This window comes from Xanthomonas populi (genome assembly GCF_002940065.1).
Taxonomy (GTDB): Bacteria; Pseudomonadota; Gammaproteobacteria; order Xanthomonadales; family Xanthomonadaceae; genus Xanthomonas; species Xanthomonas populi.
Map to the genome: position 1 here is coordinate 26584 of NZ_MDEJ01000024.1, position 14153 is coordinate 40736.

The following is a 14153-nucleotide window of genomic DNA, read 5'->3' on the forward strand; positions in this document are numbered from 1 at the left end:
GCATCCCAGAGCGCGCACGCATGACCCACACAACGCCAGCAGATTTCGTCGTCGCCATTCCCGCGCGCTATGCCTCCACGCGCTTGCCGGGCAAGCCGCTGCAGCGCATCGGCGATCGCCCGATGATCCAGCATGTGGCCGAGCGGGCGCTGCTCGCAGGTGCACGCGAGGTCTGGGTGGCCACCGACGATGCGCGCATTGCCGAGGCGATCCAGCGCCTGGCCGGTGTGCATGTGGCGATGACCGGCAGCGAGCATGTGTCGGGGACCGACCGGCTTGCCGAATGCGCACGGATCGCCGGCTGGGAGGCCGACACATGCGTGGTCAATCTGCAGGGCGACGAACCGTTCGCGCCTGCTGCCGGCATACGCGCGGTGGCCGAGCTGTTGCTGTACTCCGGCGCCGACATGGCCACGCTTGCTGCGCAGGTGGACAGCGCGCACGAGCTGTTCGATCCGAATGTGGTGAAGCTGGTGCGCACTGCGCGCGACGATGCGCTGTACTTCAGTCGCGCACCGATTCCCTGGCATCGCGACAGCTTCGCCAACCAGCGTGAGAGTTTGGCCAATGACGGTCAGTGGCTGCGCCATATCGGCATCTACGCGTACAGCGCCGGATTTTTGCAACGCTTTGCCGCGATGCCACCCGGCCTGTTGGAGCGCATCGAATCGCTGGAACAGTTGCGCGTGACGGAGGCCGGCTACCGCATCGCGGTGGCGTTGACGCCGGAGCAGTTTCCGCCTGGCATCGATACGCCGGACGATCTGGCGCGTGCGCAAACCCGCGTGGCATCGGCATGAAGGTTCTGATCGTGTGTCTGGGCAATATCTGCCGCTCGCCGATGGGCGAGGGCGCGTTGCGTGCGCGGTTGGACGAGGCGCGGCTGTCGCGACGCATCGAAGTCGATTCTGCCGGCACCGGCGACTGGCATGCCGGCGACCCACCCGACGCGCGTGCCATTCGCTGCGCACGCGGACATGGCGTGGATATCTCCGGGTTGCGCGCCCGTCAGGTGCGTGCAGCGGACTTCGACCACTTCGATTGGGTCCTGTGCGCCGACGGCAACAATCTGCGCGATCTGCAGCAGCTTGCCCCGGCGCCGCTGCGCGACAAGGTTTCACTCTGGCTCCCTTGGGCAGGCGTTGAAGAGCGCGAAGAGATCCCCGACCCATACACCGGTGGCATGGACGATTTCGAGCGTGCCTGGCAGCTTGTCGACACCGCTGCGTGCCAGACCGTGGCCAGGCTCACCCGCAGCTAATCGGGCTTGGGAATAATTACCGGATGACTGCCCAGCTCACCAAGGAATTGCCGGAATTTCCCACTTGGCTCAACGCCAGGCCATCCACCTTGCAGGAACATCGCGGCCGTGCGCTCGTGATGGCGTTCGTCAACGCCAGTTCGGTGTGGTGCGCCGAACGCCTGGCCGAGTTGGCGCATTGGCAGGCGCGCAGCCCCGGGCGGTTGCAGGTGATTGTGGTGCAGGTGCCGCGTTTTGACAGCGAACGCTTGCCGCAACGTTCGCTCAAGCAGCTGCGCGGGCATGGCGTCAGTGCGCCGATCCTGCTCGACAATAACTGGGAAACCTGGCGCCGCTTCGGCATCGAATCCTGGCCTACGCTGGTGCTGCTCGATGCCTACGGCCGCGAGCGCCAGCGCCTGGTGGGCGTGACCGGCGATCTCGACAAGGCATTGGTGGCGCTGTGCGAAGGCCAACAGCCACCGTCGGACATCGACCTGCGTGGCGTGGCCGAACGCGCGCCCGAGCCGCGCCTGGAGCTAAGTTTTCCGACCGGTCTGGCCACCACTGAAGACCGGTTGTACATTGCCGACACCGGCCATCACCGTGTGCTCGAATGCACGCACGGCGGGCGTGTGCTGCGCCAGTTCGGCCATGGCAATGCCGATCTTATCGACGGTGGCGTCGGCGAAGCGGCGTTTCGACGTCCACAAGGTCTGGCGCTGGAACGCGACCAGCTTTACGTCGCCGACACCGGCAATCACGCTTTACGCCGCATCAATCTGCGCAACGGGCAGGTCGTCACCTTGTGCGGTACTGGTCGCGCTGGCGAGCCCGTCGAAGGCCCGCTGGCGTCCTCCGGTGCGTCAGCGCTGAATTACCCGCAAGGCCTGGCCATCGCCGACAACCAGGTGTTGATCGCCATGGCTGGCGACAACCGCATCTGGAGCTATCACCTCGGTAGCGCTGCATTGACTGCACGCGCCGGCACCGGTTCGCTTGAAATTCGCGATGGCAGCGGCCATCTGGCAGCTTTCGCGCAACCGGCCGGTTTGGCGGCAGTGCAGCAGGTGGCCTATGTCTGTGACGGGCTGGGTTCGTCGATCCGCACCATGCAGTTACGCGGCGATCTGGTGCAAACGCTGGTCGGCGGGCAGGGCACCTGGCAGTTCGGCGACCAGGACGGCCCGCGTGGCAGCGCACGCCTGCAGTTTCCGCAGGCGATTGCCTTGGCCGCCGATTCGCCGGTGCTGTGGATCGCCGACACCGGCAACGGTCGCCTGCGCTGCCTGCGCTGCCTGCGTCTGGGCGGCGGCGAACTGACCACCGTGGACCTCCCGCGGCGCCTGCATGGCCCAGCCGGGCTTGCCGTTGCCGCCGGTGCGGTTTGGATTGCCGAAACCGATGCCCATGCCGTCTTGCGCTACGACCTGGCGAGCGGCCAACTGCAGGATGTTTCGATAGAAGAATGAGCGCAAGGCGCCAAGCTGATTTCGATGGAAAGGCGTTTGCTGCCCAACTGAGCACAGCGCCCGGCGTCTACCGCATGTATGCGGGCGACGATACGCTTCTGTACGTCGGCAAGGCCGGAGCGTTGCGCAAGCGCGTGGGCAGCTATTTCAACGGCACGCCGAAGAATGCGCGGCTGACCTCGATGCTGTCGCAGGTCGCGCGCATGGACGTCACCGTGACCCGCAGCGAAGCCGAAGCGCTGCTGCTGGAAAACCAGCTGATCAAGTCGCTGTCGCCGCGCTACAACGTGTCGCTGCGCGACGACAAGAGTTACCCGTACGTGCTGTTGACGCGCGAAGACTGGCCGCGCATCGCGCTGCACCGTGGCCCGCGCGCGGTGCAGGGGCGCTATTTCGGCCCGTATACCGGCGTGACCGGCGTGCGCGAAACGCTGAGCCTGATGCACAAGCTCTTCAAGCTGCGCAGTTGCGAAGACAGCGTGTTTCGCAATCGCTCGCGGCCGTGTCTGCAGTATCAGATCGGCCGCTGCAGCGCGCCGTGCGTGGATCTGGTCGCAGCGCCCGACTACGCCGAGTCGGTACGCCGCGCCACGATGTTTCTCGAAGGCAAGAGCGACCAGCTTGGCGAAGAGATCATGCAGTCGATGCAGCAGGCCAGCGAGGCACTGGAGTTCGAGCGTGCCGCACGTCTGCGCGATCTGCTGTCTTCCCTGCGCAGCATGCAGAACCGCCAGTACGTGGATGGCCGCGCCGCCGACCTGGATGTACTGGCGTGTGCCACGCAAGCCAGTCAAGCCTGTGTGCTGCTGCTGAGTTTTCGCGACGGCCGCAATCTGGGCACGCGCTCGTTCTTTCCCAAGACCAATGGCGAAGACAGCGCCGACGAAATCCTGGGCGCGTTCGTATCGCAGTACTACGCCGAGCATTCGCCGACGCGCGAGATCCTGCTCGATCGCGAAATCCCTGATTCGGAGTTGATTGAAGCCGCACTCAGCACCGCCGGTGAGTACAAGGTGAACTTGAAGTGGAATGTGCGCGGCGAGCGTGCCGGCTATCTGCTGCTGGCCACCCGCAACGCGCAGCTGACCCTGGTCACCGAGCTCACCAGCCAAAGCGCGCAGCACGCACGCAGCGAAGCGCTGCGTGAAATGCTGGGGCTGGCCGAGCAGGTCAAGCGGGTGGAGTGCTTCGATATCAGTCACACCATGGGCGAGGCGACGGTGGCCTCGTGCGTGGTGTTCGATGCCAGCGGGCCGGTGCGTGGGCAGTACCGGCGCTTCAATATTTCCGGGATCACGCCGGGCGACGACTACGCCGCAATGCGGCAGGCCATCGAACGGCGCTTTCGACGCGCAGTGGAAGAGAACGGTGTGCTGCCGGATGTGTTGCTGATTGACGGCGGCGCCGGCCAGCTGGCGCAGGCACAGGGCGCGCTCGCCGATCTGGGCATCGAGAACGTGCTGCTGGTTGGCGTGGCCAAGGGCGAGGAGCGCAGGGCAGGGCATGAAGCGTTGATCATGGCCGACGGCCGCGAATTGCGACCGGGCGCTGCATCGCCGGCGCTACAGTTCATCCAGCAGGTGCGTGACGAAGCGCACCGCTTTGCGATCACAGGTCACCGTGGTCGCCGTCAGAAGACGCGCATTACCAGCAAGCTCGAGGATATCCCAGGCATCGGCCCGCGCCGTCGCGCCAGCCTGCTCAAGCATTTCGGCGGTCTGGTCGGGCTCAAGGCCGCCGGCGAGGCCGAGATTGCGCGCGTGGATGGGGTTAATGCCGCACTCGCCGCGCGAATCTACGCTAACCTGCATGGGCTGGCGCTCCCCGATGCGGCAGGCGAGTCGAGTCCGTAATGAAGTTGACCATCCCCACGTGGCTGACATTGCTGAGGATCCTGATGATCCCGGTGTTGGTTGTGGTGTTCTACCTGCCTTATACGTGGACCAATTTTGCGTCCGCTGGCGTGTTCGGGCTAGCTGCCATTACCGACTGGCTGGATGGTTGGGTCGCACGGCGTTATCACCAATACTCCGCATTCGGCGCATTCCTCGACCCGGTGGCTGACAAGCTGATGGTTGCAGTGGCGTTGTTTCTGATTGTGCAAGGCCACCCGACACCGTGGATGGCGTTCTGGGCAGCGGTGATCGTGGGCCGCGAAATTGCGGTTTCCGCACTGCGTGAATGGATGGCAGAGATCGGCCAGCGCGCCAAGGTGCGCGTGGCGGTGATCGGCAAGGTCAAGACCACCGCACAGATGGTCGCGCTGCTGTGCCTGCTGTATTCGGTCACGCCAGGGCAGATGCCTACGCATGAAATCTGGTTCGGTAATCTGATTTTCCGCGCCGGTTACTGGACGCTGGCGATCGCCGCGTTGCTGACGCTGTGGTCCGGGTTTCAGTACCTGCAGGCCGCATGGCCGAGCCTGCGCGCCGATGAAAAAGCCGCAATTACCAGCAAGCCAAAAAAGTCGAAAGCAATAGTTGACAGCCCGGCTGTTCGCTGTAGAATTTCGCCTCCCAAGCGGGAATAGCTCAGTTGGTAGAGCGCAACCTTGCCAAGGTTGAGGTCGCGAGTTCGAGTGTCGTTTCCCGCTCCAAATATCGATCTACAGACTTCCACTGGCATCTGTAGGTCGTTGAAAAGAGGAGCTTCGGCTCCTTTTTCATTCCAGCAAAAACCACGGACATCCACCGACAGCCAGTGTTTTTGAGGCCAAAATTCAGGCCAAAGAATGCGGGTGGTGCCGGTTCGGGGTTTTTTGCCGGGGTTGGATCGGGATGATCCAGCGGCATCTAGCCTAAGAACCTATCCGTCAGTTATGTAACCCAGCAGACCGACGCCGCTCAAGAAGCGGTATCGTAGAGCGAGATTGAGCCAACGCGTTGAGTCTTGGCAAGTAACGGATGCTTTCTGGGCGCGGGTGGAGCCGCTGATACCTGCACGGGCGGTAGCGGCGAAGAAGATCTATCTGCGCAAGCCTGGTGGTGCCGGTCGCCCGCCGCTGCCGGCGCGACAGGTATTGGCAGCGAGTGCGTCTGTGTTGCGGACCGGCATCCAGTGGAAAGCGCTACCCAAGCAGCGCTTTGGTAGTGCCAGCCCCATCCACAAACGCTTTCTTGAAAGGAGCAAACGCCGCCTGTTAGTGGGGACGGGCGTGGCGTCCCGTCGTGGATCGTCGTGACCGGGGCCAACGTGCACGGCAGCAAAGCGCTGGAGTCGGTACTGGATTCCATCGTGGTCAAGCGTTCAGAGACCATGCTATCGGCGCAGCAAGCATCTGTGCGCCGATGCAGGCTATCGTGGCGCGCCCTGCCTGCGCGCCATCGACAAGGCACGGCTACATCCCGCACCTCGTGGATCGCCGCACGGAGGCCGATCTCAAACGGCGCTCTTCAGAGTCGCTAACAACACCTAGCAAGAAGCCGTAAGCCGATGATGGAGCATGCAAGCCAGAGCAACGCCAAGTGGAGATTGATGCGGCGTTTCAAGGCGGATACGCAGTTTGCCCATGCTTTCGAACCAGGCATGCATACGCTCGACGACCCAGCGATGACGGCCCAGACGAGCATTGCGGTCGATGCCCTTGCGTGCAATCGGCGCAATGATGCCGCGCTGCTTGCGGAAGGTGCGACAACGTTCGATATCGTCGGCGTTGCCGGCATGCAGTTTGTCTGGCCAACGTCGCGGGCGTCCTGGTTTTCCGGTGATGGGAGGCAAGGCCTCAAGCAACGCCTCAAACACAACCGAGTCACCGGTGACGCACACCACCAAGGGCACGCGGTTGCGAGCAAGGATCAGATGCCGTTTACTGCCGAGTTTGCCGCGACCGGTCGGGTTTGGCCCGGTGTAGGCGCCCCCGGGGGCAGGCCACACTGGCGGCGTCCAGACTGGCTCGGCTCAGATCCAGCGTCTGGGCGCGACCTAGGGATTCTCTGATTAACCACTTGCGCGAAGCTTAACTTATTGATTTGGAATGAGCCGCATGGCGGCGATACATGGGTTAATCAGACCTTCCCTAGCTCGGCCAGCAACACCTGATGCAGACGATGCCGCACACCGGCGGCTTGCCGATCACGCAACCGGCGCCAGCAGGTCATGCCGCTGCCATCGCCAGCTTCCACAGGCAGCTCTTCCTTCCCACGGTATGCCCGTGCGCAAGACACAGACGATGCCATTGAGGGCCTGCTGATCACTGAGACAAGATCGCCAACCTTTAGCATAAGGCTTGACTTGCGGACTCAGTGGTTGGATGCGCTTCCACAGCGCAATAGGGATCTCTTTGTTCCGTGCCATGGCACCATTTTTACAACCTCGAGATAGCATTCAAGAGGTTTTGTTAGCCGCTCTTAGGCATGCAGCCGGGCTTTTCACGTTCGATCGCTGCCTGTTGCGCTTGGCTGGTGTCCAGGCTACATGTTTACGCAGCAGCGTGCCTCGGCGCATTCCTGCGCCTGCTCAGGCGCACATCGCTCAGCGCAACGCCTTGATTGTCAGATCTAGCGCGTCCTGGCCTTTTTCCTTCTGCAGCAAGCGCGCCGGCACCGGCAGATCCTTGACCACCCAGGCGATCAGTTCCTTATCGCCGTCCACGCGCGACACCTTGGTCGCCTGTTCCTGCTTGCCGTTGACGGTGATGGTTTCCTTGCCGATCACTTTGTAGCTCATCGGCTTGATGCGGCCTTCGTCGACCATGCGGTAGTTCAGCGGCTTACCGGCGGCCAAGTCGCGGGTGATCGCCAGGTTGATCAGCAGCGCATCCATATCGCCGGGCTGCAACTTCACCGGGCCGCGGCGGTCCGGCTTGATGTCGCCGCCCCAGGTGGCCTGACTGGTCTTCCAGTCGTAATTGGCAGTGACGTTGCGGCGTTTGACCATCATCGACGAGGTGTCGTTGCTGCTGACCGGGCGCAGTTGACCGTTGCTCTCTTCGAACACGGTGCTCTGGGTCAGATTGGCCAACTGGTTCTGGATGGTGAGCGTGTAGCGCCACTGATTGGCGCCGGCTGCGGCCAGGGTCATGGTGCCGTTGGCCTGCATGCCCATGTAGTTTGCCGAATAATCGGCCTGGAACGGCTGCACGGCAAACGCCGGCAGGCTCGCCAGACTCAGCGCAGCGGCAGCGATCAGCGAATAGGTGCGGGAAGCGTTCTTCATCGGTCAGAATCCTTGATATTCGACCAGGCGCAGATCGACCTGATCCTCACCTTTGTCACGTTGCAAGATGCGCACCGGAGTGGGAACTCCGTTGGCGATCCAGAGGATGGTTTGGCTGTCGCCGCTGTTGACGCGGTAAACGCGCAACGCGTCGTAGCTCAGATCGCCGACCTGCACCACTTCGGTGGCATCGGCGACCTTGTAATCGTATTTGCGCACCCGGCCGACATCGACGTAGCGATAGCTCAGGCTGCGTCCGGGTTGCGCGTCGCGCATCAGCGACAGGTTCAACGACAGCGCGCTCTGGTCGCCATGCTGCAGCGGAATCGGCTGCTGGCGTTCCTTCTTCAAGTCGCCGTCCCACTGCGCACTACCTGCCTGCCAGTTGTAGACGCCGCTGACCTTCTTGCCGAAGAACATCGCCTTGCGCACCGTGCTCTGGCTCAGCGGCACATAGGTGTCGCCATCGACGCGGAACACGGTGCTCTGTTCCAGATTCAAACCCAGGATGCTGACAAAGCCCTTGCGTCCGCGCACCGACATGTCGATGCGCCACTGGCTGCCTTCGCCATGGCTAACCTGCATGGTTGCATCGCCGGCTTCCTTGCCGTGGTAGAACGCCTGATAGGTCGCCACGAACGGTGCCAGCGTCGGCGGCGTCCAGCTGCTGGCGGGCAGGACAGCTGCCGATGCCGGCGCAGCCGGCGGCGGCGCAACTGGCGCAGGAGTAACTGGCTCAGACAGGGCCGGGGCCTGTTGTGCACGGCAGGTACCGGCTTGGGCGAGCAGGGCAGTGGTCAACAGCGCGGTGGCGATCGGGATGACGTTCATGCGCTGAGAGCGAGGCACGGGGGCTGCAAGGATGTCCGAAGCAGGATGAGAGAGATGTCTCCGCATTCAGCGGAGTGCGGTGTCAGCGGACTCTAGTCGCAGTGGCGTAAACAGGCACTGACCGTCGATCTGGACGCTGTCGCCCTGCACATCCACGCGCCCGCTTGTCAGCAGATCCAGCGCTGCCAGCAACAGCGGATGCTCGCGGGCCAGCACGCGGGCGGCCAGCTGCTCGGCCGTGTCGTCGGGCAGCACCGGCACGCGCGCCTGGGCAATGACCGTGCCGGCATCCAGCTCCGGCACGACCAGATGCACGCTGGCGCCATGCTCGGCATCGCCGGCTTCCAGTGCGCGCGCGTGGGTGTGCAGGCCGCGGTACTTGGGCAGCAGCGAGGGGTGGATATTGAGCATGCGCCCGGCAAAGCGACGCACCAGCGGCTCGCCGAGGATGCGCATGTAACCGGCGCAGACCACCCAGTCCGGCTGCGCGGCGGTGATCGCATCGCCCAGCGCGGTGTCGAAGGCTGCGCGGTCGGCGAAGTCGCGTGGGCTGGCGCTCCAGCGGCGTCCTTCGTCCACCTTCTGCAAGACCGGCGCTTGCGGACGATCGGAAAACACGCCGACGACCTCGGCCCGCAGCCGACCGCTGCCGATCGCATCGAGAATGCCCTGCAGATTGCTGCCGCGGCCGGAGGCCAGAACCGCCAGGCGCAGACTCATTCGGTCTGATTCGCTGATGTCATCGCACGATGCGCGTCACGCTGCCGCAGTGGCAGGCGCAAACGCCGCCTTGACCTGCGGACGCAGCAGCACCACCAGCGTAAACATACCGACGATGGTGCCGAACGGCATGAAGGAGCAGGAGAGGCCGGCCACGATCAGGCACAGCAGATGCCGTTTGCGTTGAGCAATGCAGCGACCGGCGTAGGCCATGAAACCTGCCAGCGTCAGGCCGCAGACAATGAACACACTTGCGAACACCACGAAGAACCAGCCGAACAATCGCGGATCCATCGATGTTGCATCCGCATTGGCATTTGCCATGGGCAGATGCCCGGTGATTATCGCAATGCCCATGAATAGATAGAGCAACGGGAAAAGCGCAAACAAGGCGGTCATGCCGGCCAACACGTAATGGAAGGCCGACAGCAGCTTGAGCTGCTGCAGGTCTTCAGCGCTGGCCGAGTTGGTCGGCGCAAGTGGGGAAGCGTCCATGCAGGTCTCCTGGATCAACCGATGCGCACGCGCTCATCGCCCTGCGCCGGCACCACTTGGCCAATGCGCCAATGCGACAGCGACTGTGCATCCAGTGCCTGTTCCAGCGCGGCGGCCTGCGCGGGCGCGGCGACCAGCACGAAGCCAATGCCGCAGTTGAATGTGCGCCACATTTCGGCATCGGCCACCGCGCCTTCGCGCTGCAACCAGGCGAACACCGGCGGCAGCGTCCAGGCCTTGGCGTCGATGTCCAGGCCCAGGTCGTCGGGGATCACCCGGATGATGTTTTCGGTCAGCCCGCCGCCGGTGATGTGCGCCATCGCGTGGATCGTCTCGCCGTGCGATTTGAGCAGTGCCAGGATCGGTTTGACATACAACGCGGTCGGCGCCATCAGTGCATCGATCAGTTTGACGTCGTCGTCCAGCACCAGCTCGGCCGGCGCGCCGGCACGCGCGTAGATCTTGCGGATCAGCGAATAGCCGTTGGAATGCGGGCCAGACGAGGCAATGCCGATCAGCACGTCGCCTGCGCGCACCTGCGCGCCATCCAGCAGCTGCGATTTTTCCACCGCGCCGACGGTGAAGCCGGCCAGGTCGTACTCGCCCGGCGGATACATGTCGGGCATTTCGGCAGTTTCGCCGCCGATCAGGGCGCAACCGGACAGCTCGCAGCCGCGCGCAATGCCGCCTACCACGGCCGCAGCGGTGCCCACGTCCAGCTTGCCGGTGGCGAAATAATCCAGAAAGAACAGCGGCTCTGCGCCCTGCACCAGCACGTCGTTGACGCACATGCCGACCAGGTCGATGCCGATGGTGTCGTGTCGGCCCAACTGCTGCGCGAGCTTGAGCTTGGTGCCCACGCCGTCGGTACCGGACACCAGCACTGGCTCCTTGTACTTGCCCGACAGGTCAAACAAGGCGCCAAAACCGCCCAGGCCACCCATCACCTCCGGCCTGAAGCTGCGCTTGACCAGTGGCTTGATGCGTTCGACCAATGCATTGCCGGCATCGATGTCGACACCTGCCTCACGGTAGGTCATGGGCGAGGGAGTGGAAGGCGTTGGGCTGGTCACGGGCGGGGAGGGCTCAGCTGTAAAGGTGGCGATTTTAGCAGCCACGTTGGCGCTGGCGTCCCATTCGGGCAACAATTCACCCGGATACGCTTAAGTCATGGAATCGTCGATGCGCCGCAGTCTCGCTTTCTTTCTCGCCATCGTGGTCGCCGTGCCCGTCCTGCCGGCCTTCGCGCAGGCCGATCTGCGTATCGAAGGCGATGTCGCCAAGGCGCAAAGTGCCTACGATGCCGAAGTGCTGGTCAACAGCCAGAGCGAGTCCGACCGCCCTGGCGCCCTGGCGCGCGCGCTGGGCGCAGTGCTGGGCAAGGTCTCCGGCGATCGCAGCGCGATGAGCCGCCCCGGCGTCTCGCAGGCGCTGCGCAATGCGGCCAACTATGTCGAACATTACGACTACCGTCAGGATCAAGGCACCTCGCGTACCGGCGCGCCGACCTTCCGCACCACCCTGGTGGCGCGCTTCCGGCAAACCGATGTGGATAGCCTGATCGCGGCTCTGGGCTTGCCGGTGTGGCCGCTGCCGCGTCCTAAGCCGGTGCTGTGGTTGGCCATCGACGACGGCAGCGGCCCGCGCCTGGTCAGCGTGACCCAGGCCAATGCTGCGCGCAGCGTGCTGGACCGGGCCATCGAGCGCGGTTACCGGCTCGGCCTGCCGGGCGGCGCGGCCGCCGAACAGGTGCTGGCCGGCGCGATCTGGCGCAAGGACACCGCTGCGGTGTCGCGCGCATCGGCCAAATACAGCCCCCCGATGCAGCTGATCGGCAAGCTCTACCGCACAGATGCAGGCTGGACTGCCGATTGGGTCTTCGTCGACAACGGCAATGTGCTGTCCAGCTGGACAAGCAGCGATGGCGATGCCCGTCGTGCAATGGCGGCAGGCGCCGACGGCGCGGCCGATGCGTTGGTCAAGCGTTATGCCCAGCGCGTGGACTCGGGCGTGCCCGGCGTCTACCGCGCCGTGATCACCGGCATCACCAGCGCCGACGATTATCTGCGTGTCTCGGCTGCGCTGCAGGGCGTGTCGGTGGTGCGCAGCATTCGCCCGGTCAGTGCCAATGGCGATCGTATGGAAGTGGATCTGGAACTGCTCACGGGTATTTCCGGCCTCAACCGTATGCTCGGCGACAACAGCCCGTTGGTACCGGTATCGGTACCGACCGAGGGCCCGATCATTCTCGAAAACGAGCACGCCGAGTACCGCCTGAAATGACTTTGACTCCGGAAGCCGAAATCGCGCTGTTCCTGCGCCGCCTCAAATGGGTGGCGGTGAGTGTCGGCGTGTTGTGGGTGGTATCGCTGCTGTCGCCGATCCTGACCCCGTTCGTACTCGCATTGCTGCTGGCCTGGCTGGGCGACCCGCTGGTGGACCGCATCGAGCGTGCCGGGCGTTCGCGCAACATGGCGGTGGCATTGGTGTTCGTGCTGGCGCTGCTGCTGTTCGTGCTGGCGCTGATGATTCTGGTGCCGATGATCGAGCGCCAGATCATGACCTTGATCGAGGCGCTGCCGCAGATGCGCACCTGGGCGATCGGTACCGCGATTCCATGGTTGGAAGCCAAGACCGGTGTGGAGTTGATGGGCTGGCTGGACCCGGAGCGCCTGATCGACTGGATCCGCAGCCATTGGGAACAGGCCGGCGGCGCCGCCAGGACTTTCTTCGGCTACGTCTCGCGTTCGGGCTTTGCGATGGTGACCTGGGTGGTCAACCTGGCGCTGCTGCCGATTCTGGCGTTCTACTTCCTGCGCGACTGGTGCCGCCTGGTTGAGCGCGTGGCCGCAGTCATCCCGCGCGCCTACATCGGCACCGTGAGCCGGCTGGCGCAAGAATCCAACGACGTACTCGGTGGATTCATTCGCGGTCAGTTCCTGGTGATGCTGGCGCTAGGCGTCATCTATGCCAGCGGGCTGTCCATCATCGGGCTCAATCTGGGGTTGTTGATCGGCATCATTGCCGGCTTCATCAGCTTCATCCCGTATCTGGGCGCCACCACCGGCATCGTTCTGGCGTTGTTGGCGGCGGTGGTGCAGGCGCAGGGCCTGGATCTGAAATTGCTGATTGGCGTGGGTGTGGTGTTCACGGTCGGCCAGTTGCTGGAAAGCTATGTGCTGACCACGCGCATCGTCGGCGACAAGATCGGCCTGCATCCGGTGGCGGTGATCTTCGCGGTGATGGCGGGCGGCCAGTTGTTCGGCTTCCTCGGCATGCTGCTGGCGTTGCCGGTTGCAGCGGTGGCCAACGTACTGCTGCGCTATGCGCATGAGCAATACACGCATAGCGACCTGTACGCGGGCGAGCGCGCCGGCATCGTGCTGCAATCCGGTACCACCGAGCGCAGCGTGATCATCGACCCGAGCAAGGACGCAGATCGGTTGTGAGTGTTCCGCAGTTGCCGCTGGCGTTGCGCGCGCCACCCGATCAGCGCTTCGATAGCTACATTGCCGCGCCAGATGGACTGCTGGCGCAATTGCAGGCGTTAGCGGCAGGGCAGGTGAGCGACTGGCTGTATCTGTCTGGCCCCGCAGGCACCGGCAAGACGCATCTGGCATTGTCCTTGTGCGCGGCGGCTGAGCAGGCCTGCCGCGTGCCGACTTACCTTCCGTTGCACGCGGCGGTAGGCCGACTGCGCGATGCGCTCGAAGCGCTGGAAGGGCGCAGCTTGGTCGTGCTGGACGGCGTGGATACCATCGCCGGACAGCGCGACGACGAAGTGGCCTTGTTCGAGTTCCACAACCGCGCGCGCGCGGCCGGCACCACCCTGCTGTACACCGCGCGGCAGATGCCCGATGGCCTGGCATTGGTGCTGCCGGATCTGCGCTCGCGGCTGTCGCAGTGCATCCGTATCAGCCTGCCGGTGCTCGACGACGCGGGGCGCGCGGCGGTGTTGCGCGATCGTGCGCAACGCCGCGGACTCGCATTGGACGAGGCGGCGATCGACTGGCTGCTGACCCACAGCGAACGCGAACTGGCCGGGCTGGTGGTGCTGCTGGATCGACTGGATCGCGAATCGCTGGCTGCCAAGCGCCGCATCACCGTGCCGTTCCTGCGGCGTGTGCTTGAGGATCGCGGGCCTTAGAGCGGCTAACAAAACTCAGAGCCTGTTCAAAGTCTTCTAAGCAGCAACGCCAGGAACGCCAGGTGGATCATCTGCAAGCTGGTGTTGAGCTGAC

Annotated in this window: 13 protein-coding genes, 1 tRNA gene and 2 pseudogenes; 10 read left to right on the forward strand and 6 right to left on the reverse strand. The window is 64.0% G+C overall.

Annotated elements, in window-relative coordinates; all coding sequences use genetic code 11:
• Positions 1–20: 20 nt before the first annotated feature.
• The 7 genes and pseudogenes from kdsB to XpopCFBP1817_RS22625 all read left to right on the forward strand — a co-directional run.
• Positions 21–800: a 3-deoxy-manno-octulosonate cytidylyltransferase gene (gene kdsB / locus XpopCFBP1817_RS05945; protein WP_128416414.1), complete on the forward strand. Its 780-nt coding sequence runs from the start codon at positions 21–23 to the stop codon at positions 798–800.
• Complete coding sequence (locus XpopCFBP1817_RS05950) at positions 797–1261, forward strand: low molecular weight protein-tyrosine-phosphatase (protein WP_128416415.1); 465 nt, start codon at positions 797–799, stop codon at positions 1259–1261. The genes kdsB and XpopCFBP1817_RS05950 overlap by 4 nt, the downstream gene beginning before the upstream one ends.
• Before the next feature lie 23 nt (positions 1262–1284).
• On the forward strand, positions 1285–2712 hold the full coding sequence (locus tag XpopCFBP1817_RS05955; protein WP_167393843.1) for a hypothetical protein: 1428 nt from the start codon (positions 1285–1287) through the stop codon (positions 2710–2712).
• Positions 2709–4565, forward strand: coding sequence for an excinuclease ABC subunit UvrC (uvrC, locus tag XpopCFBP1817_RS05960; protein ID WP_128416417.1), 1857 nt, complete (start codon positions 2709–2711; stop codon positions 4563–4565). Before XpopCFBP1817_RS05955 ends, uvrC begins: the two co-directional genes overlap by 4 nt.
• Positions 4565–5242, forward strand: coding sequence for a CDP-diacylglycerol--glycerol-3-phosphate 3-phosphatidyltransferase (gene pgsA, locus XpopCFBP1817_RS05965; RefSeq protein ID WP_128416418.1), 678 nt, complete (start codon positions 4565–4567; stop codon positions 5240–5242). Before uvrC ends, pgsA begins: the two co-directional genes overlap by 1 nt.
• A tRNA-Gly gene (locus tag XpopCFBP1817_RS05970) sits at positions 5233–5308 on the forward strand. Before pgsA ends, XpopCFBP1817_RS05970 begins: the two co-directional genes overlap by 10 nt.
• A gap of 273 nt (positions 5309–5581) precedes the next feature.
• A pseudogene (locus XpopCFBP1817_RS22625) lies at positions 5582–6134 on the forward strand (transposase); the annotation flags it as partial.
• Here the strand turns inward: XpopCFBP1817_RS22625 and XpopCFBP1817_RS05980 are convergent.
• The 6 genes and pseudogenes from XpopCFBP1817_RS05980 to purM all read right to left on the reverse strand — a co-directional run bounded on the left by XpopCFBP1817_RS05980 (position 6114) and on the right by purM (position 11060).
• A pseudogene (locus XpopCFBP1817_RS05980) lies at positions 6114–7005 on the reverse strand (IS5 family transposase). The pseudogenes XpopCFBP1817_RS22625 and XpopCFBP1817_RS05980 sit on opposite strands and share 21 nt — an antisense overlap.
• Positions 7006–7182: 177 nt before the next feature.
• Positions 7183–7866, reverse strand: coding sequence for a DUF3108 domain-containing protein (locus XpopCFBP1817_RS05985; protein ID WP_128416420.1), 684 nt, complete (start codon positions 7864–7866; stop codon positions 7183–7185).
• Between the two features lie 3 nt (positions 7867–7869).
• Positions 7870–8697, reverse strand: coding sequence for a DUF3108 domain-containing protein (locus tag XpopCFBP1817_RS05990; RefSeq protein WP_128416429.1), 828 nt, complete (start codon positions 8695–8697; stop codon positions 7870–7872).
• Between the two features lie 66 nt (positions 8698–8763).
• Entirely contained in the window at positions 8764–9417 is a 654-nt protein-coding gene (gene purN / locus XpopCFBP1817_RS05995; protein WP_128416421.1) for a phosphoribosylglycinamide formyltransferase, read from the reverse strand.
• A 36-nt stretch (positions 9418–9453) separates the two neighbouring features.
• The gene (locus XpopCFBP1817_RS06000; RefSeq protein ID WP_128416422.1) at positions 9454–9912 is read right to left on the reverse strand and encodes a hypothetical protein; all 459 of its coding nucleotides are present in this window, start codon (positions 9910–9912) and stop codon (positions 9454–9456) included.
• A 14-nt stretch (positions 9913–9926) separates the two neighbouring features.
• Entirely contained in the window at positions 9927–11060 is a 1134-nt protein-coding gene (gene purM / locus XpopCFBP1817_RS06005; RefSeq protein WP_208619551.1) for a phosphoribosylformylglycinamidine cyclo-ligase, read from the reverse strand.
• Positions 11061–11082: 22 nt separating this feature from the next.
• On the opposite strand from purM, the gene XpopCFBP1817_RS06010 reads away from it, so the two are divergent.
• From XpopCFBP1817_RS06010 to hda, 3 genes are read left to right on the forward strand one after another with little or no spacing between them, the layout of a single operon-like run.
• A complete protein-coding gene (locus tag XpopCFBP1817_RS06010) occupies positions 11083–12195 on the forward strand; it encodes a DUF2066 domain-containing protein (RefSeq protein ID WP_128416424.1) in 1113 nt (370 codons plus the stop codon).
• Positions 12192–13361 (forward strand): AI-2E family transporter, encoded by a 1170-nt coding sequence (locus XpopCFBP1817_RS06015; protein WP_128416425.1) that lies wholly within the window; start codon positions 12192–12194, stop codon positions 13359–13361. Before XpopCFBP1817_RS06010 ends, XpopCFBP1817_RS06015 begins: the two co-directional genes overlap by 4 nt.
• On the forward strand, positions 13358–14059 hold the full coding sequence (hda, locus tag XpopCFBP1817_RS06020) for a DnaA regulatory inactivator Hda (RefSeq protein ID WP_128416426.1): 702 nt from the start codon (positions 13358–13360) through the stop codon (positions 14057–14059). The genes XpopCFBP1817_RS06015 and hda overlap by 4 nt, the downstream gene beginning before the upstream one ends.
• Positions 14060–14153 lie beyond the last annotated feature (94 nt).

Bases quoted from the DNA above. Each gene is read 5' to 3' on its own strand.
- kdsB (WP_128416414.1), top strand. From the start codon at position 21: ATGACCCACACAACGCCAGCAGATTTCGTCGTCGCCATTCCCGCGCGC.
- XpopCFBP1817_RS05950 (WP_128416415.1), top strand. From the start codon at position 797: ATGAAGGTTCTGATCGTGTGTCTGGGCAATATCTGCCGCTCGCCGATG.
- XpopCFBP1817_RS05955 (WP_167393843.1), top strand. From the start codon at position 1,285: ATGACTGCCCAGCTCACCAAGGAATTGCCGGAATTTCCCACTTGGCTC.
- uvrC (WP_128416417.1), top strand. From the start codon at position 2,709: ATGAGCGCAAGGCGCCAAGCTGATTTCGATGGAAAGGCGTTTGCTGCC.
- pgsA (WP_128416418.1), top strand. From the start codon at position 4,565: ATGAAGTTGACCATCCCCACGTGGCTGACATTGCTGAGGATCCTGATG.
- XpopCFBP1817_RS05985 (WP_128416420.1), bottom strand. From the start codon at position 7,866: ATGAAGAACGCTTCCCGCACCTATTCGCTGATCGCTGCCGCTGCGCTG.
- XpopCFBP1817_RS05990 (WP_128416429.1), bottom strand. From the start codon at position 8,697: ATGAACGTCATCCCGATCGCCACCGCGCTGTTGACCACTGCCCTGCTC.
- purN (WP_128416421.1), bottom strand. From the start codon at position 9,417: ATGAGTCTGCGCCTGGCGGTTCTGGCCTCCGGCCGCGGCAGCAATCTG.
- XpopCFBP1817_RS06000 (WP_128416422.1), bottom strand. From the start codon at position 9,912: ATGGACGCTTCCCCACTTGCGCCGACCAACTCGGCCAGCGCTGAAGAC.
- XpopCFBP1817_RS06010 (WP_128416424.1), top strand. From the start codon at position 11,083: ATGGAATCGTCGATGCGCCGCAGTCTCGCTTTCTTTCTCGCCATCGTG.
- XpopCFBP1817_RS06015 (WP_128416425.1), top strand. From the start codon at position 12,192: ATGACTTTGACTCCGGAAGCCGAAATCGCGCTGTTCCTGCGCCGCCTC.